This window comes from Streptomyces sp. NPDC005863, from assembly GCF_042871345.1.
In the GTDB taxonomy this organism is placed as follows: Bacteria; Actinomycetota; Actinomycetes; order Streptomycetales; family Streptomycetaceae; genus Streptomyces.
The window spans coordinates 665,641-688,541 of record NZ_JBIAII010000001.1; the positions used below are offsets into that span (position 1 = coordinate 665,641).

General features: G+C 71.2%; 20 protein-coding genes and 2 tRNA genes. 9 read left to right on the forward strand and 13 right to left on the reverse strand.

What is annotated here, in order from left to right; genetic code table 11:
• Window positions 1-103 precede the first annotated feature (103 nt).
• Window positions 104-502, forward strand: coding sequence for a CBS domain-containing protein (locus tag ACFYO9_RS02785; RefSeq protein WP_358778385.1), 399 nt, complete (start codon window positions 104-106; stop codon window positions 500-502).
• A gap of 74 nt (window positions 503-576) precedes the next feature.
• On the opposite strand, the gene ACFYO9_RS02790 is transcribed toward ACFYO9_RS02785, so the two are convergent.
• Window positions 577-2,028 (reverse strand): catalase, encoded by a 1,452-nt coding sequence (locus ACFYO9_RS02790; protein ID WP_358778384.1) that lies wholly within the window; start codon window positions 2,026-2,028, stop codon window positions 577-579.
• A 143-nt stretch (window positions 2,029-2,171) separates the two neighbouring features.
• Between ACFYO9_RS02790 and ACFYO9_RS02795 the strand changes: the two genes are divergently transcribed.
• From ACFYO9_RS02795 to ACFYO9_RS02810, 4 genes are all read left to right on the forward strand, one after another.
• The gene (locus tag ACFYO9_RS02795; protein ID WP_355803015.1) at window positions 2,172-2,588 is read left to right on the forward strand and encodes a Fur family transcriptional regulator; all 417 of its coding nucleotides are present in this window, start codon (window positions 2,172-2,174) and stop codon (window positions 2,586-2,588) included.
• Window positions 2,589-2,759: 171 nt separating this feature from the next.
• Window positions 2,760-3,545 (forward strand): ABC transporter ATP-binding protein, encoded by a 786-nt coding sequence (locus ACFYO9_RS02800; protein WP_358778383.1) that lies wholly within the window; start codon window positions 2,760-2,762, stop codon window positions 3,543-3,545.
• Window positions 3,542-4,438, forward strand: a complete 897-nt coding sequence (locus ACFYO9_RS02805; RefSeq protein ID WP_358778382.1) for an ABC transporter permease — start codon at window positions 3,542-3,544, stop codon at window positions 4,436-4,438. The genes ACFYO9_RS02800 and ACFYO9_RS02805 overlap by 4 nt, the downstream gene beginning before the upstream one ends.
• A 38-nt stretch (window positions 4,439-4,476) precedes the next feature.
• Entirely contained in the window at window positions 4,477-5,619 is a 1,143-nt protein-coding gene (locus ACFYO9_RS02810) for an ABC transporter substrate-binding protein (protein ID WP_358778381.1), read from the forward strand.
• Between the two features lie 62 nt (window positions 5,620-5,681).
• Here the strand turns inward: ACFYO9_RS02810 and ACFYO9_RS02815 are convergent.
• The 4 genes from ACFYO9_RS02815 to ACFYO9_RS02830 all read right to left on the reverse strand — a co-directional run bounded on the left by ACFYO9_RS02815 (window position 5,682) and on the right by ACFYO9_RS02830 (window position 11,044).
• A tRNA-Met gene (locus tag ACFYO9_RS02815) sits at window positions 5,682-5,755 on the reverse strand.
• A gap of 122 nt (window positions 5,756-5,877) precedes the next feature.
• Window positions 5,878-7,698 (reverse strand): sel1 repeat family protein, encoded by a 1,821-nt coding sequence (locus tag ACFYO9_RS02820; RefSeq protein ID WP_358778380.1) that lies wholly within the window; start codon window positions 7,696-7,698, stop codon window positions 5,878-5,880.
• A 243-nt stretch (window positions 7,699-7,941) separates the two neighbouring features.
• Window positions 7,942-8,015, reverse strand: a tRNA-Met gene (locus ACFYO9_RS02825).
• Between the two features lie 50 nt (window positions 8,016-8,065).
• Window positions 8,066-11,044 (reverse strand): UPF0182 family protein, encoded by a 2,979-nt coding sequence (locus ACFYO9_RS02830; RefSeq protein WP_358778412.1) that lies wholly within the window; start codon window positions 11,042-11,044, stop codon window positions 8,066-8,068.
• A 147-nt stretch (window positions 11,045-11,191) separates the two neighbouring features.
• On the opposite strand from ACFYO9_RS02830, the gene ACFYO9_RS02835 reads away from it, so the two are divergent.
• The gene (locus tag ACFYO9_RS02835) at window positions 11,192-11,731 is read left to right on the forward strand and encodes a PPA1309 family protein (protein WP_355803024.1); all 540 of its coding nucleotides are present in this window, start codon (window positions 11,192-11,194) and stop codon (window positions 11,729-11,731) included.
• A 148-nt stretch (window positions 11,732-11,879) separates the two neighbouring features.
• Here the strand turns inward: ACFYO9_RS02835 and ACFYO9_RS02840 are convergent, their stop codons facing one another.
• From ACFYO9_RS02840 to ACFYO9_RS02855, 4 genes are all read right to left on the reverse strand, one after another.
• Window positions 11,880-12,971, reverse strand: a complete 1,092-nt coding sequence (locus ACFYO9_RS02840) for a PDZ domain-containing protein (RefSeq protein ID WP_355803026.1) — start codon at window positions 12,969-12,971, stop codon at window positions 11,880-11,882.
• Between the two features lie 137 nt (window positions 12,972-13,108).
• The gene (locus ACFYO9_RS02845) at window positions 13,109-13,456 is read right to left on the reverse strand and encodes a hypothetical protein (RefSeq protein ID WP_358778414.1); all 348 of its coding nucleotides are present in this window, start codon (window positions 13,454-13,456) and stop codon (window positions 13,109-13,111) included.
• Between the two features lie 173 nt (window positions 13,457-13,629).
• Window positions 13,630-14,094, reverse strand: a complete 465-nt coding sequence (locus ACFYO9_RS02850; RefSeq protein WP_358711571.1) for a molybdenum cofactor biosynthesis protein MoaE — start codon at window positions 14,092-14,094, stop codon at window positions 13,630-13,632.
• 170 nt (window positions 14,095-14,264) lie between these two features.
• Complete coding sequence (locus ACFYO9_RS02855; protein ID WP_355803030.1) at window positions 14,265-15,377, reverse strand: SDR family oxidoreductase; 1,113 nt, start codon at window positions 15,375-15,377, stop codon at window positions 14,265-14,267.
• 191 nt (window positions 15,378-15,568) lie between these two features.
• Between ACFYO9_RS02855 and ACFYO9_RS02860 the strand changes: the two genes are divergently transcribed.
• Entirely contained in the window at window positions 15,569-17,044 is a 1,476-nt protein-coding gene (locus tag ACFYO9_RS02860; protein WP_358778379.1) for a zinc-dependent metalloprotease, read from the forward strand.
• Window positions 17,041-17,565, forward strand: coding sequence for an NUDIX hydrolase (locus tag ACFYO9_RS02865; protein WP_358778378.1), 525 nt, complete (start codon window positions 17,041-17,043; stop codon window positions 17,563-17,565). Before ACFYO9_RS02860 ends, ACFYO9_RS02865 begins: the two co-directional genes overlap by 4 nt.
• A 101-nt stretch (window positions 17,566-17,666) precedes the next feature.
• On the opposite strand, the gene ACFYO9_RS02870 is transcribed toward ACFYO9_RS02865, so the two are convergent.
• From ACFYO9_RS02870 to ACFYO9_RS02885, 4 genes are all read right to left on the reverse strand, one after another.
• A complete protein-coding gene (locus tag ACFYO9_RS02870; RefSeq protein ID WP_358778377.1) occupies window positions 17,667-18,422 on the reverse strand; it encodes an AIM24 family protein in 756 nt (251 codons plus the stop codon).
• Between the two features lie 16 nt (window positions 18,423-18,438).
• Window positions 18,439-19,119, reverse strand: a complete 681-nt coding sequence (locus ACFYO9_RS02875) for an AIM24 family protein (RefSeq protein ID WP_355803038.1) — start codon at window positions 19,117-19,119, stop codon at window positions 18,439-18,441.
• A gap of 11 nt (window positions 19,120-19,130) precedes the next feature.
• Window positions 19,131-20,807: a TerD family protein gene (locus ACFYO9_RS02880; RefSeq protein WP_358778376.1), complete on the reverse strand. Its 1,677-nt coding sequence runs from the start codon at window positions 20,805-20,807 to the stop codon at window positions 19,131-19,133.
• Window positions 20,808-20,922: 115 nt separating this feature from the next.
• On the reverse strand, window positions 20,923-21,546 hold the full coding sequence (locus tag ACFYO9_RS02885; RefSeq protein WP_358778375.1) for a M48 family metallopeptidase: 624 nt from the start codon (window positions 21,544-21,546) through the stop codon (window positions 20,923-20,925).
• 211 nt (window positions 21,547-21,757) lie between these two features.
• On the opposite strand from ACFYO9_RS02885, the gene ACFYO9_RS02890 reads away from it, so the two are divergent.
• Window positions 21,758-22,891 (forward strand): ThiF family adenylyltransferase, encoded by a 1,134-nt coding sequence (locus tag ACFYO9_RS02890; RefSeq protein WP_358778374.1) that lies wholly within the window; start codon window positions 21,758-21,760, stop codon window positions 22,889-22,891.
• Window positions 22,892-22,901: the final 10 nt, after the last annotated feature.

Below are 22,901 nucleotides of genomic sequence, written 5' to 3' on the forward strand. Positions count from 1 at the left end.
CCCCCACTTGTGAACTTGTGAATCCGTTCTCACAGGCCGGTAGCGGAGGCAATCCTTCGCCCTCCGGGAGACCGCGGTTTCACCAAGGAGGTGGCTCACGCCCATGCTCGTCCGCGACGCCATGACCTCGATGGTCCTCACCATCGGCCCCGCCCACACACTCCGCCAGGCGGCCCGGCTGATGTCGGCGCGCCGCGTCGGCGCCGCAGTCGTCCTCGACCCCGACACCTGCGGAGTCGGCATCCTGACCGAACGCGACATCCTCGTCTCGCTGGGCCTCGACCAGGACCCGGACAAGGAGACCGCCGGCACCCACACCACGACGGACGTCGTCTTCGCCTGCCCCTCGTGGACCCTGGAGGACGCCGCGGACGCCATGTCGCACGGCGGCTTCCGGCACCTGATCGTGATGGACGGCAACGAACCGACCGGAATCGTCTCGGTCCGCGACATCATCCGCTGCTGGGCCCCGGTGCGGCGCGCCGCGACCGCGGTGGGCTGACCGCCGCTGAACACGGCGACGGGCCGGACCCCCGAAGGGATCCGGCCCGTCGCTCATCCACGACAAGTGGCAGGTCAGCCGCGCAGGGCCTGGACCGCGACCTCCAGCCGCTTGCCGAAGTCACCGTCGGCCTGACGGAAGTTGTCGATCGCGCGCTCGGCGATCTCCTCGCGCGAGACCTTGGAGATGAAGCCCGCCAGGTTGCCGATCAGGCGGTCCTTCTCGTCCTCGGTCATCAGGCGGTAGAGGTTGCCCGCCTGCACGAAGTCGTTGTCCTCGGCGTGCCGGACGGCCGGGTGGTTGCCGGTGGCGCCGGTGAGCGGGACGGGCTGCCACAGCGGCCGGTCCGTCTGGTGCGGGCCGCCGAAGCTGTTCGGCTCGTAGTTCTTCGCGCCCTTGTGGCGGCCGTCGTACAGGAAGCCGTCACGCGAGTTGGTGCGCGCCTCGGTGGCGTGCGGGCGGTTCACCGGCAGGTGGTCGGCGTTGATGCCGACGCGGTAGCGGTGGGCGTCGCCGTACGCGAAGAGGCGGCCCTGGAGCATCTTGTCGGGGGACGGGCCGATGCCCGGCACGAAGTGCGCGGGGCTGAAGATGGCCTGCTCGACCTCGGCGAAGATGTTCTCCGGGTTGCGGTTGAGCTCCAGCTTGCCGATCTCGATCGGCGGGTAGTCCGCGTGCGGCCACACCTTGGTGAGGTCGAACGGGTTGAAGCGGTACTCCGCCGCCTCGGCCGCCGGCATGATCTGCACCTGCACGGTCCAGGACGGGTACTCGCCGCGCTCGATGGCCTCGCGCAGGTCGCGCTGGTGGGAGTCGGGGTCCTCACCGGCGAGCTTGTCGGCCTCGGCCTGGGTGAGGTTCTGGATGCCCTGGTCGGTCTTGAAGTGGTACTTGACCCAGAAGACCTCGCCGGCCTCGTTGTTCCACTGGAAGGTGTGCGAGCCGAAGCCGTCCATGTGGCGGTACGAGGCGGGGATGCCGCGGTCGCCGAAGAGCCAGGTCACCTGGTGGGTGCTCTCCGGGCTGAGGCCCCAGAAGTCCCAGACGTTGTCCGCCTCGGTCGAGCCCGTGTAGGGGTCGCGCTTCTGGGTGTGGATGAAGTCGGGGAACTTGATGGCGTCCCTGATGAAGAACACCGGGGTGTTGTTGCCGACGAGGTCGTAGTTGCCCTCTTCGGTGTAGAACTTCAGCGCCCAGCCGCGCGGGTCACGCACCGCGTCGGCCGCGCCGAGGTTGCCGGCCACGGTGGAGAAGCGCAGGAACGTCTCGGTCTGCTTGCCGACCTCGGAGAGGAACTTCGCGCGGGTCCACTGCGAGACGTCCCGGGTCAGCGTGAAGGTGCCGTACGCGCCGGCGCCCCGTGCGTGCACGATCCGCTCCGGGATCCGCTCGCGGTTGAAGTGGGCGAGCTTCTCCAGCAGCAGCTGGTCCTGGACCAGAACGGGACCGTCGACGCCCGCGGTCTCGCTGTTCTGGTTGTCGGCGACCGGAGCCCCGGCCTCCGTGGTGAGCGGTCCCTGCGTCACGTGCGCCTCCTGCGTCATTCCTGCAAGTCCTGTCCTTGGACGTTGTTCGTACTCGATCCTACGATAGACTTTGTCTAAGTCAAGCGACGATCCAAAGTCACACCTGTTCGGAACTGACTCCCTCGCCTGTTAGGCTGGCCCTCATGAGTGACCTGTTGGAACGACTGCGCGGACGTGGCTGGCGCATGACCGCACAGCGGCGCGTCGTGGCCGAGGTCCTCGACGGGGACCACGTCCACCTCACCGCGGACGAGGTGCACGCCCGCGCCGCGGACAAGCTGCCCGAGATCTCCCGGGCCACCGTCTACAACACCCTGGGCGAGCTGGTGAGCCTCGGCGAGATCCTCGAGGTCTCGACCGACCGCCGCGCCAAGCGGTACGACCCGAACGCCCACCGCCCCCACCAGCACCTGGTCTGCGCCCGCTGCGGCGCCATCCGCGACGTGCACCCCACGGGCAACCCGCTGGCGACCCTCCCCGACTCGGAGCGCTTCGGCTTCACGGTCGAGGACGTGGAGGTCACCTACCGCGGCGTCTGCCCGAACTGCGCGGCGGCGTAAGCACTTCCTCGTACGTCACGAAGGGGCCCGGCACCGCTCTCGGCGCCGGGCCCCTTCGGCGTGCCCCCGGCCCCGGCGGATCTCGGCCACGGCGCACCCCTTCCAAGATCTGACGCACCGTCATATTCTCTGCGGCGCCCGCCGTCCGCCTGCCCTCCGCAAGGAGAAGCCGTGGAAGCTCCGCACCCGCCCCACCCCAAACTCCGCGCCCGCGCGTTGACCAGAACCTTCGGCCGAGCCACCGGGGCGGTGCACGCCCTCGGCCCCGTCGACCTGGACGTCGCCCCCGGCGAGTTCACCTGCGTCGTCGGCCCCTCGGGCTGCGGCAAGTCGACCCTGCTGAAGATCGCCGCGGGGCTGCTGCGCCCCAGCGCCGGTGAGCTGACCATCCGTACCACCGCACGGCGGCCGGTCGCGATGATCTTCCAGGACTACGGCATCTACGACTGGAAGACCGTCCAGGCCAACGTCCGGTTCGGCCTCGACATCCAGCGCGTCCCGCGCCGCGAGGCCGACGCGCGGGCCACCGAGTGGCTGGCCCGCATGGGTCTCGCGGAGTTCGCCGGCGCCTACCCCGCCACCCTCTCCGGCGGCATGCGGCAGCGCGTGGCCATCGCCCGCGCGCTGGCCGTGGAGCCCGAGATCCTGCTGATGGACGAGCCGTTCGCGGCCCTCGACGCCCAGCTGCGCGTCATCCTCCAGGATGAGCTGCTCGCCCTCACCCAGACCACCCGCACCACGACCCTGTTCATCACGCACAGCCTCGAAGAGGCGATCGTGCTCGGCGACCGGGTCCTGGTGATGTCGGCCAGGCCCGGCCGCGTCATCGCCGAGCGTCGCCCGCCCTTCCCGCGCCCCCGCAGCGGAGACGTCCGCGCGAGCTCCGAATTCACCGCGCTGAAGAGCGAGCTGTGGGACCTGCTGCGGGACGAGGTCGGCACCGAGGCCGCGGCATGACCACCGCCACCGGCAAGAGCCCGGCCCCGCGCCCCGGCACGAACCCGCCCGCGCAGGAAGAGGTGCTGGTCAGGAGGCCGGGACCGCAGGAGCTGCACCCGGTGCGCACCCATCGCCGCCGCCGCGCCCTTGAGCTGTCGCTCGCCGTCGGCGTGCCCGTCGCCCTGATCCTGCTGTGGCAGCTCGCCGCCGTGAGCGGCTGGATCGACGACCGCGTCTATCCGGCGCCGCAGACGATCCTCGAGGACGGCTGGCACCGCGCGGCCGACGGCGACCTGTGGCCGGACGTGTGGGCCACCCTGAAGCGGGTGCTCGCGGGGTACGCGATCGGCACGGTCGCCGGATACGCGCTCGGCCTCCTGATGGGCTCGCTCTCCGTCGTGCGCGCCGCCCTGGAACCCACTCTCGACGCCCTGTACGTCGTCCCGAAGCTGGCGCTGCTGCCCGTCTTCCTGAACATGTTCGGCCTCGGCGAGGGCCCGCAGATCGCGCTCGTCGCCGCCACGGTCTTCTTCTTCGTCTGGATATCGACGATGGCGGCGGTCCTCACCGTACCCTCCGGCCACCGCGACGCAGGACAGGTCTTCGGCGCCTCGCCCTGGCAGATGTTCCGCCACGTCCTGCTGCCCGCCTCGCTGCCCGCCGTCCTGGTCGGCGCGCGGATCGCGGCGGGCGTCGCGGTCCTGGTCATCGTCGCCTCGGAGCAGATCGCCGCGGCGGACGGCCTCGGCCACCTGATCTTCGACTCGCGCGCGCTCTTCCAGAACGACGTGATGTTCGTCGGCATCGTCTGTGTCGCGGTGCTCGGCGTCGTCTTCTCCGAACTGGTGCGGATCGCGGGCCGGTTGCTCACCCCGTGGGCCCCGCGCGACCGCGGCCGCGGCCAGTCATGACCCGAACCGATGTACGGAGCCGAGTACTCGGAGGCACCATGCGCATCCGCACCACCGTCCGCACCACCGCACTCCCCCTGCTCATGGCGGGCGCCCTGCTCGCCGCCGGCTGCGCCAAGGAGGACGACGAGGCGCCGCCCTCCCCCGGCAAACCCCGCACGGTCACCTCCGTCTCCGGCTGCGGAAAGGGCAGTTGGACCGACCCCGCCGACCTGACGCCCGACCGCGCCCCGGCCCGCTGCGCCCCGCGCACCCCCGCCCCCAGACCGCTCGCCAAGGAGCGCAGCCTGACCATCGCGACCGGCACCCTGAGCGCCGAGTACGTCGCACCGCTCCAGATGGCGCTGGAGAAGGGGGAGTTCAAGAAGGAGGGCCTGAACGTCGACCTCAAGGTGCTGCCCACCCCCGACGCTCTGCCGCTCCTCGCCAAGGGCGACATCGACGCCCAGTGGGCGGCCCCCGAGGCCGCCGTGATGAACGGCATCACCAGCGGGTTCGACATCAAGTGGACGGCCGGCAACTTCTCCCCGGGCCCCCACTCCAAGAGCGGCCTCTGGGTACGCCTGAAGAAGGACGAGACGGCCGCCCACATCCCGATGGCCGGCCGCACGCTCGGCACGATGATCGGCAAGGGATCCGTCATCGCGTACCCCATGAACCGCGCCCTGAAGCAGCACGGCGGCGGCCTCGACGAGATCACGTTCCAGCAGCTGGGCTCGGCGGACGTGCTCACCGCGCTGCGGAACGGCGGCACCGACGCGGCCTGGCTGCTCGACCCGGTCTGGCGCAAGGTCGACGGCGACAAGAAGTACGCGTTCCTGGGCGGCCAGCCCCGCGGTGAGCCGCTCGGCGGCCTCCTCTTCGGCCCGAACCTGCTGAAGAAGGACCCGGACGCCGGCGTCGCGCTGCTGCGCGCGTACATCCGGACGGTGAACACCTACTTCGCCGGCGACTACAAGGCCGACCAGGCCTTCGCACAGGAGCTCGCCGAGCTGCTCAAGACGGACGAGGACGTGCTGCGCTCCACGCCGTCGCTGCGCATGGACTGGGAGATCCGCGCGGGCACGACGGACCGGCTGCAGGACGCGTACCGCGCGGCGGGCGTCTCGGAGGGCGCCAAGGTCCCGGAGAGCAAGGCGGTGGACCGCGCGCTGTACGAGGAGGCGGTCGGGCACAGATGAGCGGTCGGGCACAAATGAATCGAGGGCCGGAAGCTTGTCGGCTTCCGGCCCTCGACCGTCAGTAGCGGGGACAGGATTTGAACCTGCGACCTCTGGGTTATGAGCCCAGCGAGCTACCGAGCTGCTCCACCCCGCGTCGGTGAACACAACACTACGTCAGGGCTTCGACCAGCGCAAATCTGTTCCCCGAAGCCCCGGAAGCCCCGAAGCCCCGAAGACCCGAAGACCCGGGGCGGGGCGGCCGCGGTGCGCCCGCAGCTACGCGGAGAGCTCCTGCCGCAGCGCCTCCCGCAGCCGCCCGGCCCGCTCGGAGACCTCCGCGGGCCCGAGCTCCACCGCCCGCGAGGCCCACCGCTGCCCCTGCGCCAGCTGCCCGCGCCGGGCGTAGAGCAGGGCGAGCCGGAGCGCGGCCCGTCCGTGGCCCGCGTCGGCGGCCCGGGTCCACCACAGCGCCGCCTCGGGCTCGCTGCCCTCGCGGGCCAGGAGCAGGCCGAGGTTGAACGCGCCGTTGCGGCTGCCGGCCTCCGCGGCCTTGCGGTACCAGCGCGCGGCCTCGACCACGTCGCCCCGGCCCGACGCCAGCATGCCGACCCGGACCTGGGCCCGCCGGTGCCCGAGCTCGGCGGCCCGCTCGTACCACTCCTCGCACTCGGACTTCTCCGCCGCGGGCTCGCCGAGCGCGGGCGGGGCCTCCGCCGGGCGCCGCGCGTCGAGCACCGTGCCGAGCCGGTACGCCGCCTCGGCGCTGCCGCCGCCCGCCGCGCACCGCAGATACCGCTCGGCCTCCTGGTCGTCGCCGGCGCGCAGCCGCGCGGTGCCGACCTGGAGCGCGGCGTCGGTGTGCCCGGCCGAGGCGGCGCGCTCGTACCACCGCAGGGCGTTGGGCTCGTCGCCGCGGCTCGCGTACAGGATCCCGAGGTTGAACGCCGCGTCGACGCTGCCGGCCTCCGCGGCCTTGGAGAACCACGGCTCGGCCCCGGCCGCGTCGCCGCCCTGGAGCAGCAGCACGGCGAGCGCGTTGGCGGCCTCGCGGTGGCCCGCGTAGGCGGCGCGGCGGTACCACTGGTCGGCCTGTGCGGTGCGGTCCTGCTCGGCGCAGAGCAGGCCGAGGTTGTACGCGCCGTTCACGTCGCCCGCGTCCATCGCGGCGCGGTACCAGCGCTCGGCGGTCTGGGTCTCGCCCCGCTCGGCGTGCAGCGCGCCGAGCGCGTTCGCGGCGTTCCCGTCGCCGTCCTGGGCCGCCTTGAGCCACCACACGGCGGCGCTCTCCTCATCGCCCGCGTCCCGCAGCAGGAAGCCGAGCGCGCAGGCCGCGCGGGCCTCCCCGTCCTTGGCGGAGTTGAGGTACCAGCGGCCGGCCTCCTTGAGCTCGCCGCGCTGCTCCAGGATCGCGCCGAGGTGCAGCGCGGCCCTGCGGTGACCGCGGGCGGCCGCCTGGCGGTACCACTGTTCGGCCTCGTCGGCGGGCGTGCGCGCGGTGTCGTCGGCGTGGTCCGCGCGCGCGGGGCGCTCGCCGCGCTCCGCGGTGGCGCGCCGGTCGAGCGCGCGGGCCAGGCGGTAGGCGGCCTCGCGGTGGCCGCGCTCGGCGGCGACGCGCAACCAGCGCTCGGCGCCGACGTCCCCGCGGTGCTCCAGGAGGTCGGCGAGCGCGTACGCCCCCAGGGTGTGGCCGTCCTCGGCGGACTGGCGCAGCCAGTACTCGGCGGCGGGCTCGTCGCCGCGCTCGCGGTGGTGGCGGCCGAGCGCGTGCGCGGCCGCGGCGGAGCCTGCGACGGCGGCGACCCGCCACCATCCGGCCGCCTCGTCGGCGTAACCGCGCTGGTGGAGCAGGACGCCGAGGTTGTTGGCCGCGGCGCGGTCGCCCTCGGCGGTCGCGGCGCGCAGCAAGGACTCGGCCCCGTCGAGATCACCGCGGCGCAACAGAAGGCTTCCGAGGACGCTCATCGCGTCCACGTCGCCGGCCTCGGCGGCCAGCCGATGGCGCATCTCCTCGGCGGCCGCCCCGGGATCCTCCCGGTCGGCCGACTGCACAAACCGCCCTCTCTCCAACAGAGTTGCCTTGTCCCCCATAACGTCCATCGTCGCACCACCTGCAACCTGGGTACACCTGGTATACCGCAGCCAGTGAGGTCACTTCAGCGTTTTGTCGACATGCCCACAGAGAGATAAGTCAAACACAGATCCCCCAACTCTCCCCCGACCACGCGCCGTTCGCACGAGATGGCATAGGACACCCGCACACGACCGGCACCGGCCCCCGCACGGGTCCCCCACACACGACGAAGGCCCGGATCCGTAAGGATCCGGGCCTTCACCTTGCAGTAGCGGGGACAGGATTTGAACCTGCGACCTCTGGGTTATGAGCCCAGCGAGCTACCGAGCTGCTCCACCCCGCGCCGTTGTGTACAAACCGTACCACGGCGCGAGGGGGCCGCCCGACCGGCCGCTAGCCGGTGCTGTCCGCCGCCTTGTCGCCGTCCTTGTCGCCGTCCTTGGCGGAGGATTTGTCGGCGCCCTTGTCGGAGGCCTTGGCGCCGTTCTTGCCGGTGTCCTTCTCGGCGTCACCGGCCTTCTTGTCGCCGGCCTTGGCGGAGGCCTTCTCGGCCCGCTCCAGCGCCTCCTGGAGCCGCTCCTGCGCCTCGCCGTACGCCTTCCAGTCGCCCTTCTTCATGGCCGTCTCGCCGTCCTCGAACGCCTCCTGCGCGTCGTCGAGCGCGGCCTGGACCGTCGGGTCGCTGGTCTTCGGCGGCTTGGTCGGCTCGTCCTCGCCCGGTGGCTTGGTGGACCCGTCGGCGTTGAAGACCGCGTTGAGGCCCTCGCCGAGGGTGTCCGAGAACGCCGTCTCCGTGCCGTACGACACGGCCACCTTCTTCAGGAGCGGATACGCCGACTTGCGTCCTTGTACGTAGACGGGCTCGACGTACAAGAAGCCGTCGTCCAGCGGCACGGTCAGCAGATTGCCGTAGAGGACGTCGGAGTCGGCGCCCTTCATGTCCCGGACGAAGTTGCCGACCTCCGTCATGGAGTTCAGCTTGTTCTGGACCTGTTCGGGTCCGTCGACGTCGCCCTGGACTCTGAGCAGCTGCATCTTGCCGTAGTTCTTGCTTCTGGCGTCGGCGTCGACCGTCATGAACGCCCGTAGGTTGGGCCGCTCGCTGGGCGTGAACGTCGTCGTCAGGGAGAACTGCTGCTGCGTCTGGCCCGGCGACTTCAGGGACAGGTAGTACGGCGGGACCGCGCTGTCGTCCTTCTTCGTCGGATCGTTCGGCACCTGCCAGGCGTCACTCGCGTTGTAGAACTGGCCCGGGTCCGTGACGTGGTACTTCGTCAGGAGCTCGCGCTGGACCTTGAACATGTCCTGCGGGTAGCGCAGGTGGTCCATCAGCTTCGGCGGGATCTCGCTCTTGTCCTTGACGGTGCCCGGGAACGCCTTCTTCCAGGTCTTCAGGACCGGGTCCTTGTCGTCCCAGGTGTAGAGCTTGACGTCACCGGTGTACGCGTCGACGGTCGCCTTCACCGAGTTCCGGATGTAGTTGACCTGGTTCTGCTGGGCGATCACCGTGCGCTGGCTGTCCGCCTGCGACAGGGAGTCGGCCGTGGTGTCGCCGAGCGTCGTCCGCGAGGCGTACGGATAGCCGTTGCTGGTGGTGTAGGCGTCGACCACCCACTGGATGCGGCCGTCCACCACCGTCGGATAGACGTCGCCGTCGATGGTCAGCCAGGGCGCCACCGCCTCGACGCGCTCCTTGGGCGTGCGGTTGTACAGGATCCGCGAACCGTCGCCGATGGCGCCGGAGTAGAGGATCTGCGGCTCTCCGAAGGAGACCGCGTACGCCGCGCGGTTGATCGGGTTGGAGAGGTTGACCCCGCTCTTGCCCTGGTAGCTGTAGGTCTTCTGACCGCCGCCGTTCTCCTCGTAGTCGAGCTCCTTCTGGGGCCCGCCGACGATCGAGTACTGGCTGGTCTTCTCGCCGTAGTAGATCCGCTGCTCGTACTCACCGAGGGTGCCGCTGGTGGGCAGGCCGGACTCGGTGAACGCCGGGGCGCCCTTGGATCCCGGCTTCGTCTCGGTGCCCTTGGCGGCGACCATGCCGTAACCGTGGGTGTAGGCGAAGTGGTCGTTGATCCAGTTGCGCTTGTCGAGCTTGTTCACGTCGATCTCGCGCAGGCCGACGATGGTGTCCTGGCCGTTGTAGCGGTCCACGTCCAGCGTCCGCGGGAACTGGTAGTAGCTGCGCTCCTGCTCCAGCTGCTGGAAGGTGGGCGAGACGATGTTCGGGTCGTTCAGCCGGTAGTTGGCCGCCGTGTCCGCGTTGTCGCGCTTCTTCTTGGGGTCCTCGTCGACCTTGCCCGCGCCCTTGTACTCCTGGGGCTTCACGCCGTTGATGCCGTAGGCGTTCCGGGTGGCCTCGATGTTCTTCTCGATGTACGGGGCTTCCTTGGCCTGCTCGTTCGGCTGGACCTGGAACTTCTGGACGATCGCGGGGTAGAGCCCGCCGATGAGGATCGCCGAGAGCACCATCAGGCCGAAGCCGATGACGGGCAGCTGCCAGGTGCGCCGCCAGAGCGTCGCGAAGAAGAGGATGGCGCAGATGACGGCGATGCAGAACAGGATCGTCTTCGCCGGCAGGTACGCGTTCGCGTCCACGTAGCGAAGGCCGGTCCAGTTGCCCGTCGCCTTGAAGTCACTGGACTTCACCGCGAGGCCGTACCGGTCGAGCCAGTACGCGACGGCCTTCAGCGACACGAAGACACCGAGCAGCACCGAGAGGTGGCCGGTGGCCGCGCCGGTCGCGCGCGCGCCGGGGCTGGTGATGCGCAGCCCGCCGTACAGGTAGTGCGTCAGGGCGGCGGCGACCAGGGAGAGCACCGTGGCCGCGAAGCCGAAGCCGAGCAGGAAGCGGTACCAGGGAAGGTCGAACGCGAAGAACGACACGTCCATGTGGAACTGGGGGTCCTTCTGGCCGAAGGACACGCCGTTGACCCACAGGAGCCAGGTGCGCCACTGCCCCGCCGCGGACGCACCCGCGATCAGCCCCACCAGAGCGGTGATCCCGATGAGGAGCCACTTCTTGTACGGGGCGATGCCCATGCGGTACCGGTCGAGGCTCTGCTGCTCCATCGACATGGCGCTCAGCGGCGGGCGCAGCCGGTGCGCCAGCCAGATGTTCACGCCGACCGCGGCCGCCATGAGGAGGCCGAAGACGAAGAACAGGCCGATCTTGGTCCACAGGGTCGTCGTGAAGACCGATGAGTAGTTGACCGAGCGGTACCAGAGCCAGTCCGTCCAGAAGCCCGAGAACATGACGAAGGCCATCGCCAGGACGGCGAGGACCCCCAGTGTCATGAGCAGGGTCCGGACACGCCGGGAGGGTCGGCCCACTCTGATCCGTGGCCCCGTCGGGCCTCCGCCGCGGTCCGGCATCTGGAAAGCCAAGGTGCGCACCTCGAAGTTCGCTGTTGATTCGTGTTGGTCCGTCAGGCCCCCGAGATCGCGGACCCACACCTATGCAACTTACCTACGCTTTACTCGGTTCCCGTTTCTCGGGACTAACGAGGCAGGATTGTGACCATGTCCAACACTCCCATGGCAGCGAGCCCCCTCACACGGGCGGTACTCGAGATCGACGAGTACGTATCCGGCCTCGGCTGGGACCGGCCCGCCCGCCTCTTCGCGCTGGTCGACACGGCGCGTCTGCGCACCCAGGAACCCGGCCTCGCCTCCCAGCTCGGCCTCGACGACGGCGTGGAGCACGCCGGTCTCACCCCCATCGAGCAGGAGGAGATCCCCGCCGACAAGCCGCTGGACGAGTTCCTCGGCACCATCGCCTGGCCGGACGCGGTGGCCGGCTGCGCGCTCACGGTGGAGCGGCTGATGCTGCCGCCGTCCGCCGAGACGTCCGTCCCTGAGGGCCTCAGCGAGGCGCAGCTCGCGAAGTGGGTGGCCGAGCATCCGGACCGCCAGGAGGTCCGGATGACCGTCGCGGTGCTCCGCGACGGCGCGCGCGAGTCCGCGCTGCGGCTGCGCGAGAAGGACTCGCCGACCGAGGTCCTCACGGGTTCGGCGCTGGTGCCGGGTCTCGCGGAGGCGCTGGCGGCGACGTTCGCCTAGGTACTCGCCCAGCCGTACGTCGCGGCGGGTCTTGTTCGTTCTGTACGCGGGTGGGGTACTCCCACCCGCGTACAGCTGTCCGCGCGGGTCGTCCGTGCGGATCTCTGCCCGGGTGCCCGGGTGCCCGGGTGCCCGGGTGCCAGGAAGCCTAGGAAGCGGTGCACTTCGGCAGGTCGGCGGTGTCGTCCTCGCGGATCTTCTTCAGGGACTTCACCGCGTCGGCGATGGTGTTCACCTTGACGAGCTTCAGCCCGTCGGGCACGTCCTTCGCGGCGGCCGCGCAGTTGTCCTTCGGGGTGAGGAAGTACTCCGCGCCCTTGTTGCGCGCGCCGACGGTCTTCATCTCGATGCCGCCGATCGGGCCGACCTTGCCGTCGTCCTCGATGGTGCCGGTGCCGGCCACGAAGTTGCCGCCGGTGAGGTCGTCCGGGGTCAGCTTGTCGACGATGCCGAGGGCGAACATCAGTCCGGCGCTGGGACCGCCCACGTCCGCCAGCTTGATGTCGATGGTGAACGGGAAGGTGTGGTCGGTGCCCGCCTTGATGCCGACGACCGCGCGGTCGGAGCCGCGCTGCGCCGCCTTCGTCGTGATCTTGACGTCCTGGGTCTTCGTGGCTTCCTTGCCGGCCTTCTCGGCCGCGGCCGCCTCCTTGACGGGGACGACGCTGAAGGTGACGGGCTCGCCGGGCTTGTGCCGGGTGACGAGCTTCGCGACGTCCTCCATGGCCTTGACGGGCTTGCCGTCGACCTTCCTGATGACGTCGCCCGCGTGCAGCTTGCCCTCGGCCGGGTCACCCTTGAAGACCGTGGAGACGATGACCTGGGACTTCACCGGGAGCTTGAGCTCCCTGAGGGCCGCGACCTTGGCGCTCTCCTGGGACTGGCTGAACTCCTCGGCGTTCTCCTGGGAGGACTGCTGCTCGGTCTTGCCGTCCGGGTAGAGCGTCTCGTGCGGCACCACGATGCTGTCGTGCGCCAGCCAGCCGTACACGGCCTCCGCGAGGTTCATGTTGTAGTCGGCGCTGGTGACCCTGACCGTCGTCATGTTGAGGTTGCCGGTCGTGGGGTACGTCTTGTGCCCGGAGATCTGCAGAACCGGTTCGCCGTCGTGATCGCCGAGGGTGTTCACCGTGGGGCCGGGGGACATCTCGGAGTACGGCACTTTGATGAGCACTCCGGCGCAGAGCAGCGCGATCAGCATCAGGGTGGAGGCGAGCATCGTCGCGGTGCGGCGTGGCATGGAACGACAGTACGGGACCTGCCTGTGGGAGCACCCCCGGGGCCGGTCCGTACGGGGCTGCGCGGCGGCGCCGGAGAGTCGGGGCGCTGCTGCGTCCCGCTCTGCGTTCCGCTCTATGTTCCGCTCTACGTTCCGCTCTACGTTCCGGTGTGCGACTTCTCCCTGATGGCGTGGGACTCATCGGCCGCGGCGGTCGCGGCTGCGGCGGTGTCGGTGTTCGTGGGGGTGTGCGGTTCGTCGACGCCCGCGCGCGGGACGTCGACGACGTCCTGGGGTGCGGCGGCCTCGTGGTTTGCCGCGGCCTCTTGGGGCCGCTCGGGCACCCCTCGGGTCTTCTCCATCGCCTCGCGGAACGCGGCGTAGCCGTTGAGCTCGGAGGTGTCGCCCGTACGTCCGGACTTCCGGTTGCGCGCGGCCCAGCTGCCCCACAGCCCCGCCCCGACGGCTGCCAGGAGCGGAATCAGCAACCAGGCAAGTGATGCCATGTCGACCTCCCGACCCCATGATCCACCGCAACTGACTGATCAGCAGATTAACCATCTGCAGGGTCAACGCTTACGGCAGGGGTCGAGTTACGCAACCGGAGCCACTCGGACCAAATGGGTCACCCCGGCCTCGGCAGAGGCCCGCCGTCCCGGCCGTCACTCCCCCGCGCGTGTCAACAGGCGCCGACCCACTCTTCCTTGCCGTCGGAGAAGCGCTGGTGCTTCCAGATCGGCACCTCGTGCTTGAGGTCGTCGATCAGCTGGCGGCAGGCGTCGAAGGCCTCCGCGCGGTGCGGGCAGGAGACGGCCACGACCACCGCGAGATCGCCGACGGCGAGGTCACCGATCCGGTGGACGGCGGCCAAGGCGCGCACCGGGTACTGGGCGACGACCTTCTCGGCCACCCGGCGCATCTCGGCCTCGGCGCTGGGGTGGGTCGAGTAGCCCAGCTCGTCGACGTCCGCACCGCTGTCGTGGTTGCGCACGGTGCCCACGAAGAGCGCGGTGCCGCCCGCCGCGTCGTCGCCGACGGCCCGGAAGACCTCGTCCAGGGAGAGCGGGGTGTCGCGGATCGCGAGCAGCCGGATCGGGTCCTGCGCGGCCTGCTCGCCGGGGTGGTCCATCGTGGTGCGTGCCATGCGGCCATGGTGCCGCACGCCACCGTCATCACGGAATAGACCTTTCGCCCGGCACGCGCGCGTGTCGCGTTGGAGCTCCCTACAGGGGCCCGATCACGACAGGGCCCCCGTCACGACCGGGGCTGGATCACGCGGCCGGAGCGGACCGGCCACGCCGACGCGGCCGCCGGTCAGATCCTCCGGCGGGCCTTGCGCGCCCTGCGGACGACGGCCGCCGCTCCCAGCAGCGCCACCGTCGCACCCGCCGCACCTGCGGCCGTGGCGTCCTTGCGGCCCAGCCGCCGGCCGGCCACGGTGCGCCGCCCGGAGACCTCGTCGAGCAGCTCGGAGAGGACCTCCTCGTTGGTCCACTGCGGGCGCCACCCGGCGTCGTGCAACCGGCTGACACTGACCACCCAGGGGTACATCGTGTACGCGAGGTCGCCGGCCGGGGACGGGGTGAGGCCGATGCGGTGCAGCCGCGCGGCGGCGCCCAGGGCGACCGTCGAGGGCAGCTCCATGCGCCGGATCCCGCTGAGCTCCTCGACCTCCTCCTGCTCCAGCCAGCCGTCACAGCCGACGGCCAGCTCGCCGTCGACCTTCTCCAGGACGGCGTACTCCAGGGCGCTGCACAGGTCCTCGACGTGGCAGAACTGCCAGGCGGGCCGGGAACCCGCCACGACGAGGAGCCGGGGCGACTCGAAGTAGCGGGTCAGGGCCGTGTCCGTGCCACCGACCAGGGTCGCGGGCCGCACGACGGTGACGTTGAGACCGGGGTGCGCGCGGGGCGCCCGGCGGGCGAGGCGCTCGACCTCCAGGAGGTCGCCGACGCCGGTGGCCTCGGCGGTGGCGCGCAGTTCGGCGTCTTCGGAGAGGGGCAGTTCGTTGTCGGACAGCGCCCCGTAGACCATGGCCGAGGTGCACAGCACGACCCGGTGGACGCCCGCGGCGGCAGCAGCGGTCAGGACGGTCTGGGTGCCGCGCACGTTGTAGGCGGTGCGGGCGGCGCCGTCGGTCTCCAGGTCGAGGTCGAGCGCCAGGTGCACCACGACGTCCGCGCCGCGCAGCTTCTCGGCGATGGCCGGGTCCCGGACGTCCAGGATGTGCCACTGCGCCTGCGTGCAGTCGCCGCGGCGCTCGTCGATGGCGATGACCTGCTTGATCTCCTCCGAGGCCGCGAGGCGCTCGGTCAGCAGCGCGCCCACTCCGGAGGCCGCGCCGGTCACGGCGACGACGGGCCCTCGGACGGGCGCCGGGGTTGACGGGTTTCGCGCTGCGCGAACCTGTGGATCTGGGGAACTCACCGGGCGTCTCCAGCGGTTGTCTTCAGTACGTACGCGAATGACGCGTACGTACCAGGTGGCATCCATCCTGCCGCAGGCCACCAGTCGGCGAAGCACCGAGGCCCGATCCCGTCATGGTGTCTACGCTGGGTGGTGTTGTAGGGCAGCCGCCGCCGGCACATTACCGGCGGCCTGACGAGCCGAGGAATCCCGTGAGTGACACCCCATTCGGATTCGGCCTTCCGCCGGAGGAGCCGGAAGACGGCGACGAGGGCAAGAAGAAGGAATCCCCTGGAGAGGGCAGGAGCGGGGGGCAAGGCGCGGGCGGTCCCGCGAACCCGTTCGGTTTCGGGGGGTTCCCGGGGGCGGGCGGCGCCGGCGGCGGTGACAATCCGTTCGCCGCGATGTTCGGCTCGATGAACCCGAACGACCTGGGTGCCGCGTTCCAGCAGCTCGGCCAGATGCTCTCGTACGAGGGCGGCCCGGTGAACTGGGACATGGCCAAGGACATCGCCCGCCAGACCGTCTCCCAGGGCACGGCGGACGGCACCAAGGACGCCAGCGTCGGCCCCGCCGAGCGCTCCGCCGTCGAGGAGGCCGTGCGCCTGGCCGACCTGTGGCTGGACGACGCCACCTCGCTGCCGTCCGGGTCCGGCACGACCGTGGCGTGGAGCCGTGCCGAGTGGGTCGAGGCGACCCTGCCGGTCTGGAAGGAGCTCGTCGACCCCGTCGCCGAGCGTGTCGGCCTGGCCATGGGCGACGTGCTGCCCGAGGAGATGCAGGCCATGGCGGGCCCGCTGATCGGCATGATGCGCTCCATGGGCGGCGCCATGTTCGGCCAGCAGATCGGCCAGGCCGTGGGCGTGCTCGCGGGCGAGGTCGTCGGCTCGACCGACATCGGCCTGCCGCTCGGTCCGTCCGGCAAGGCCGCGCTGCTCCCGGTGAACATCGAGTCCTTCGGCAAGGACCTCGGCGTCGACAAGGACGAGGTGCGGCTCTACCTCGCGCTGCGCGAGGCCGCCCACCAGCGGCTCTTCGCCCACGTGCCGTGGCTGCGCTCGCACCTCTTCGGAGCGGTCGAGGGGTACGCGCGCGGGATCAAGGTCGACACGGCCAAGCTGGAGGACGTGGTCGGCCAGCTCGACCCGCAGAACCCCGAGCAGTTGCAGGAAGCGCTCCAGCAGGGCATGTTCCAGCCGGAGGACACCCCCGCCCAGAAGGCCGCTCTGGCCCGCCTGGAGACGGCTCTCGCGCTCGTCGAGGGCTGGGTGGACGCGGTGGTGCACGCCGCCGCCAAGCCGCGCCTGTCGTCCGCCGACGCCCTCCGGGAGACGCTGCGCCGCCGCCGCGCGACGGGCGGCCCCGCCGAGCAGACGTTCGCCACCCTGATCGGCCTGGAGCTGCGTCCGCGCCGCCTGCGGGACGCCTCGCGCCTGTGGGCCTCGCTCACCGACGCGCGCGGTGTCGACGGCCGCGACGGGCTGTGGGAGCACCCGGACATGCTGCCGACCGCCTCGGACCTGGACGACCCGGACGGCTTCGTCCACCGCGAGCAGATGGACTTCTCCGAGCTGGACAAGATGCTCGGCGAGGCGGCGGGCGGCGGTGCCGCGAAGCCGGACCTCACCAAGGACGAGGCCGACGAGACCGACGAGTCCGACGAGGACAAGGGCGAAGACGGCAAGTGAGTCTGTACGACGACACGGTCCTCGCGCTCAAGGGGTACGAGGACCAGCCCGAGCTGCGCCAGGCCTACCTGGACCACTTGGCAGCGCATGGTGACGACGGCATGTGGAAGTCCTGCACGGACGGCCATGTGACGGCGAGCGCGCTGGTGGTGGACCCGTCACGCGGACGCGTCCTGCTGACCCTCCACAAGAAGCTGCGGATGTGGCTCCAGATGGGCGGTCACTGCGAGCCGGGCGACGCGACGCTCGCCGCGGCGGCGCTGCGCGAGGCCACGGAGGAGTCCGGCGTGCCCGGCTTGACGCTGCTCGCGGGCGGCCCCGTCCGCCTGGACCGGCACCCGATCCCGGGCCCGTGCACGCAGCACCTGGACGTGCAGTACGCCGCCCTCGCCCCGGCCGACGCCATCGAGGCGATCAGCGACGAGTCGCTGGACCTGCGCTGGTTCGCCTACGACGAGGTGGCGACGGTGGCGGACGAGTCGGTGGTACGGCTCGTGGCGGCGACGAGGGCACGCCTCTAGCGGGGGGCGCCCCTGAAAGGGGCGCGGGGAACTGCGCGACCAGCCATAGCCGGCCCGCAGTTCCCCGCGACCTGTCCGCTGCTTCACCGAAGCGTGAGCGCTCAGCTCCAGACGTTGCCCTGGTTCGCCCCCCGGGCGCCCTGCTGGCCCATCCCGAACTGCGCCTGGGCGCCCCGCCCGATGACCGCGTGCTGCGGCGGCAGCATCTCGCTGGGCTGGACGAGGGCGTAACCCTGTCCCATGAAGCTGAGCTCCCAGCCCTCGCCGGTGTTGCCGCGGCGCCGCCAGACGCCCGAGGAGTGGGTCTGGGCCTGCATCTGGACGCGCAGGCCGTTGGACCAGGCGACGATCGCGTCGGCGTCGGCGTTGACGTACTGCTCCGGCGTGACCTGCAGCATCAGCGGCTGGCCCGACGTCATCAGGGCGACCTTGCCGCGCCCGGTAATGTTGAGCTGGTACTTGCCGGAGCCGGAGATGCCGTACTGGCTGTCCACGGCGATGACCTGGTGGGTCAGCGACGAGTCCATCGCGAGGACGTAGCTGCTGTCCACGGTCAGGCCGTCCTGCTCGATGTCCACCACGTGGATGTACTGCGCGAGGTTGGCCAGGTAGACCGTGCCCTGACCGTGGCAGCGCATCAGGTCGAGGCCCTCACCGGTGTACGCGCGGGCGCGCTGGTTGCCCCGGCTCTGGTACTCGGCGTCGAACTCCATCAGCCCCTGGTAGGCGACCATCGCGCCCTTGCGGGCCAGGACGTCGTCGTGGCCCTCCAGGGCGACCCGCAGCATCTGCGGGTTCTGGACGGAGTAACGCTCCTGCGTCTGCTGTTCGGCGTGCGCGAAAAGTGGGCTCTGCATGGTGTGTTGCTCCCCCTCAGCCCCGTGCTCGGAGGCGGTCGGTGCTGTCCTCACTGGGCTGTACGACGACGATGCCTTGTCCGGAGAAACCCATCTGGTAGGCCTCGCCACTGCCGCGCCCGATGAGAGAGCCGGCCTTGAAGCTGCGCTTGCCCTTCACCTTGAGGTTCGGGGACCAGGCGATCAGGGCGTCCGGGTCGACGTACGTCTCGTCCTCGCCGCTGCCGCAGTCGACGACGATCGGGGTGCCGCGGGAGGTCAGCGCGACCCAGCCCTGGCCGGAGATCTTGATGTTCCACAGGCCCTGTCCGGCGAACTTGGCCATGCCCTTGACCCGCTCGACGCCCCACTGGAGGGACGCGTCGAAGGCGAGCAGGTTGGTGCCGTTCACCGAGAGGGAGTCGCCCGCCAGATTGATGACGACGACGTCCGCCCCGTAGTCGGCCAGGTAGAGCAGGCCGTCTCCGGAGCACTTCATCAGGGGCGCGCCCTCACCGGTCATCCACTCGCGCGCGACCTGACGGACGGCGGGCGGATTCGGCTGGTACTGCACGACCCCTTCGTAGGCGACCATCGAGCCCACGCGCGCGAGAAGGTCGTTGCCGGTCTGCATGGCCACCTTGACCATGTGGTGGCCGTGGTTCTCCATGCGGGTGGCGACGGGTGCGGGAGCAAAGCCCGCGAGCTGCTGATTCATGACGGGCTCCCTCAGACCTCGTACGGCTGGACGACGATGAAATTGCCGGGCGCGCCACGGAACTGGAGATTCACGCTCTCCCCCGTGGAGCCCGCGTAGGCGTTGCTGCGCAGCCGTACCTGACTGGAGACGATCGCCTGTGCGGCGGCCGACCAGGCGACGACGGCGTGGCAGTCGGCGAACGTCGTCGGCGTGACGGGCAGCACCACGGGCACGCCGTGGGTCTTCACGATGACCGTGCCGGTGCCCTGGAACTGCATGACGAACAGCGCGCCGCCGGGGATGCCGTGGCCCTCGATCCTGCGCACCTCGTGCTGCAGGGACTCGTCGAACGCGAGGACGTTCTCCGCGGAGACGCAGATCGCGTCGCCCTGGAGCTCGATGGGGTGCAGGTGGGTGGCCTCCTCGGCGAGGAAGACCTGGCCGCGCCCTGAGCAGCGCATCAGCTGCATCTCCTGGCCGGTGGCGTTGCCCACGATGCGGCCGGCGAAGCCCGCTCCCTTGTAGCTGAACTCGACCTTGCCCTGGTAGAGCACCATGCTGCCCTGGCGGGCGAGGATCGGCTGGTCGGCGACGCCGAGGTCGACGCGGACCAGCTTCTCATTCTGCTGCGTCCAGCGCTGGCCGGTGGGGGCCTCGCGGTACTTCTGGAGGGCCGCGGCCACCCCGGCGCCCTGGGGAGCCGCCGCTTGGCCCGCGGCGGGCTGACCCGGGAACTGGCCCTGCGGGGGCTGCTGGCCGTATCCGGGCGGCAGCGGGGCCTGGGGCTGCTGGCCGTACCCCGGAGGCAGCGACGCGGTCTGGCCGGGCGCCTGCTGGCCGGGCATCTGGCCGAACTGCGGCTGCTGGGGCTGGTGTTGCGGCTGCTGCTGGGGCGGCTGGCCGTACGGCGCGGGCGGCGGCGGAGGCGGCACGGTGCCGCCCGGCGGCTGGTGCAGCGGCGCCACGACGGTCTGCGCGGCGTGCACCGACGGGTTGGCAGGAGCGGGCGCGGAGGGCGGAGTGAAGCCCCGCGGGGGCGCGAAGTTCTGCGCGGGCGCCGGGGCCGGGGGCTGGGGCGCCGGGGCGCCGGCCGGGGCGCCGAACGAGGGCGGGGCCGCGGCCTGCGCGGGCGGCGCGAAGGACGGCGAGGCTCCCTGCTGCGGGGCGGCGGGCTCCTCCTCGGCGACCTCGCCGCCGAAGTTCTTCAGGAGCGCGTCGAGACCGCCGTCGAAGCCCTGACCGATCGCGGCGAACCGCCAGACGTCCTTCAGGTAGAAGTCGCCCAGCATGACGGCGCGCTCGGTGGAGAACTCCGCACCGGTGAAGGCGTACCGCGCGACTTCCTCACCGCCCGCGACGATGCGGACGTACCCGGAGGCGACCTGCGACATCTGGCCCGCGCCGTCGATCGTCGCCGTGAACGACAGCCGCTGGATCTGCTGCGGGATGCGGTCGAGCGTGACCCGGAAGGACTCGGTGTCGCCGGCCTGCGCCCCCAGGAGCTGGATCGACTCCTCCGGCGACTTCGGCTGGTTGAAGAAGATGAAGTAACGGTCGTCCGAGAGCCGTTCGCCCGCGTCCAGGCCGAAGCAGCTGATGTCGAAGGTCAGCCCGGGGGCGGCAATCTGTACGCCGACGTACAGATCGGTGCCCGCAGTGAGATCACTGATCTTGGCCTTGTGGCCGCGTTGGAATTCCCTGGCCATACGTCGACCGTCCCCCATCCCGAATGTGAATACGTCGCGTCAGGCTAACCGCAAAGACCGACAGCGAGCCAAGCCGGTACAGACCCGCTACACAACTGCGGGATCCGGCGGACGTTCACTCCTCGCGCGCAGCGGGCAAATGGGGCAACCGGCTGGCCGACACCACCCCTTCGAGGTACCCCCTGGCCCGCTCGGTGCGGGGGTAGGCCTCCAAGAGCCGCCAGAAGCGCGGGCCGTGCCCCGGGACGAGGAGGTGGGCGAGTTCGTGGACGAGGACGTAGTCCACGACATACTCGGGCATGCCCTGCAGGCGGTGCGAAAGCCGGATGCTGCCCTCGGCCGGGGTGCAGGAGCCCCACCGGGTGTTCTGGTTCGTGACCCAGCGGACCGAGGCCGGCCGGGCGCGGCCGCCGAAGTACTGGTCGGACAGCTGCCCGGCGCGCTCGACGAGCTCCGTGTCACCGAGGAGCCGCTTGCTCTCCTGCGCCGCGAGCTTGTCGAGCATCACGGTGACCCAGCGCTGCTCCTCCGCCTCGGACATGCGGGCGGGGATGAGGACGACGGTGCGATCGCCCTCCCGGTACGCGGAGACCGTTCTGCGGCGGCGGGCGCTCCGTCTGACCTCGACCGCGCTGGTCTTCGCGCCGGACGGTGCCGGGCTGGTCGTGCTGCGCTGTGGAGTTCCGGCGCGACGCGCTGAGGTCTCCCCAGCGACGCGAGAGGACGGGTCGGCGGGCACGCCCCGACGTTACCCGCTGGGCATGGGGGAAGTCCCGCCTCCGGGACGGTTCGGCGCCGTTCCGCACCCCGCGCGCCGGATTAGTACGACGAATACTCCCCGCCTGTGGACAACGCGCGGCAGGCATCGGGCGGGGCGGGCATTCTGGCATTCGATCGACGCGGCGGACGGGACCGCGCCGACCGGCCGACGGGGGACGACCATGCGACTGATGCATCCGATCGTGAAGCCCGCGCTGCGGCGCGGCTGGCGGGACCTGAGCACCGTGCAGTTCGGGGTGGCACCGGCGCACGCCCTGGTGCTCGGCCCGATGGACACGGCGACGAGCAGCTTCCTGACCCTGCTCGACGGCACCCGCGGGCTGCCCCTGCTGCGCGAGGAGGCGCGGCGGATGGGGCTGCCCGACGGTCACGTGGACCGACTGCTCGGCGAGCTGACCCGCGCCGGTCTGCTGGACGACTCGACGGGCGGCGGGCCCGCGGCCGACGCCCTGCGCGAGCGGGGCGGGGCCATGGACCGGCTGCGGGCCGACCTGGCCTCGCTGTCGCTCCAGTCGCCCGAGCCGGGCGGTGCCGTCGCGAGAATGGCGGCGCGCCGGTCCATGCGGGTCCGGGTCCGGGGCGCCGGCCGGGTGGGCGCCGCGGTGGCCTCGGTGCTCGCGGCCGCGGGCATCGGCCGGGTCGATGTGGTGGACGGCGGCCAGGTGCAGCCGTGGGACGTCGCACCGGGCGGCCTCCCCGCCGAGTCCGTCGGGGAGCGCAGGGACGTGGCCGCGCGCCAGGTCGTGCGGCAGGCGGCGCCAGGCAGACCCGACCGCAGGCCTGCCGAGCCGGAGGGCGCCGCGGGCCTGTCGCTCGTGATCATCGCCCCGCGGGACGGGCTCGACGCGTACGCCCCCGCTCCCGCCGCGGCCGAGGAACTCATCGCCTCGGGCACACCCCATCTGTACGCGGGGGTGATCGAAGGCACGGGAGTGGTGGGCCCCCTCGTCCTGCCGGGGACGACGGCGTGCGCCGAGTGTCTCTTCCGGCAGCGCGCGGACCACGATCCCACCTGGCCCCGGATGCTGGCCCAGTGGCGCTCGGGGACGACGCGGCAGGTGGCCGCGTGCGACGTGGCCCTGTCGACGTCGGTCGCCGGGTTGACGGCGGGGCACGCGCTGGCCTTTCTGGACGGGGAGCCCTCCGCCTGCGCGGGTGCACGATGGAAGGCGGCCGTCCCCGGATTCGAGTGGCGCTCGAGCCCGATTTGGCCGCATCCATCATGCTCTTGTGGGGCCGGCGCGTCCGTTAAGGGGGATCGGCCCACCGCTGACGAGAAGCCGCACGCAACAATGGCCGGGTAACCGCCTGCGA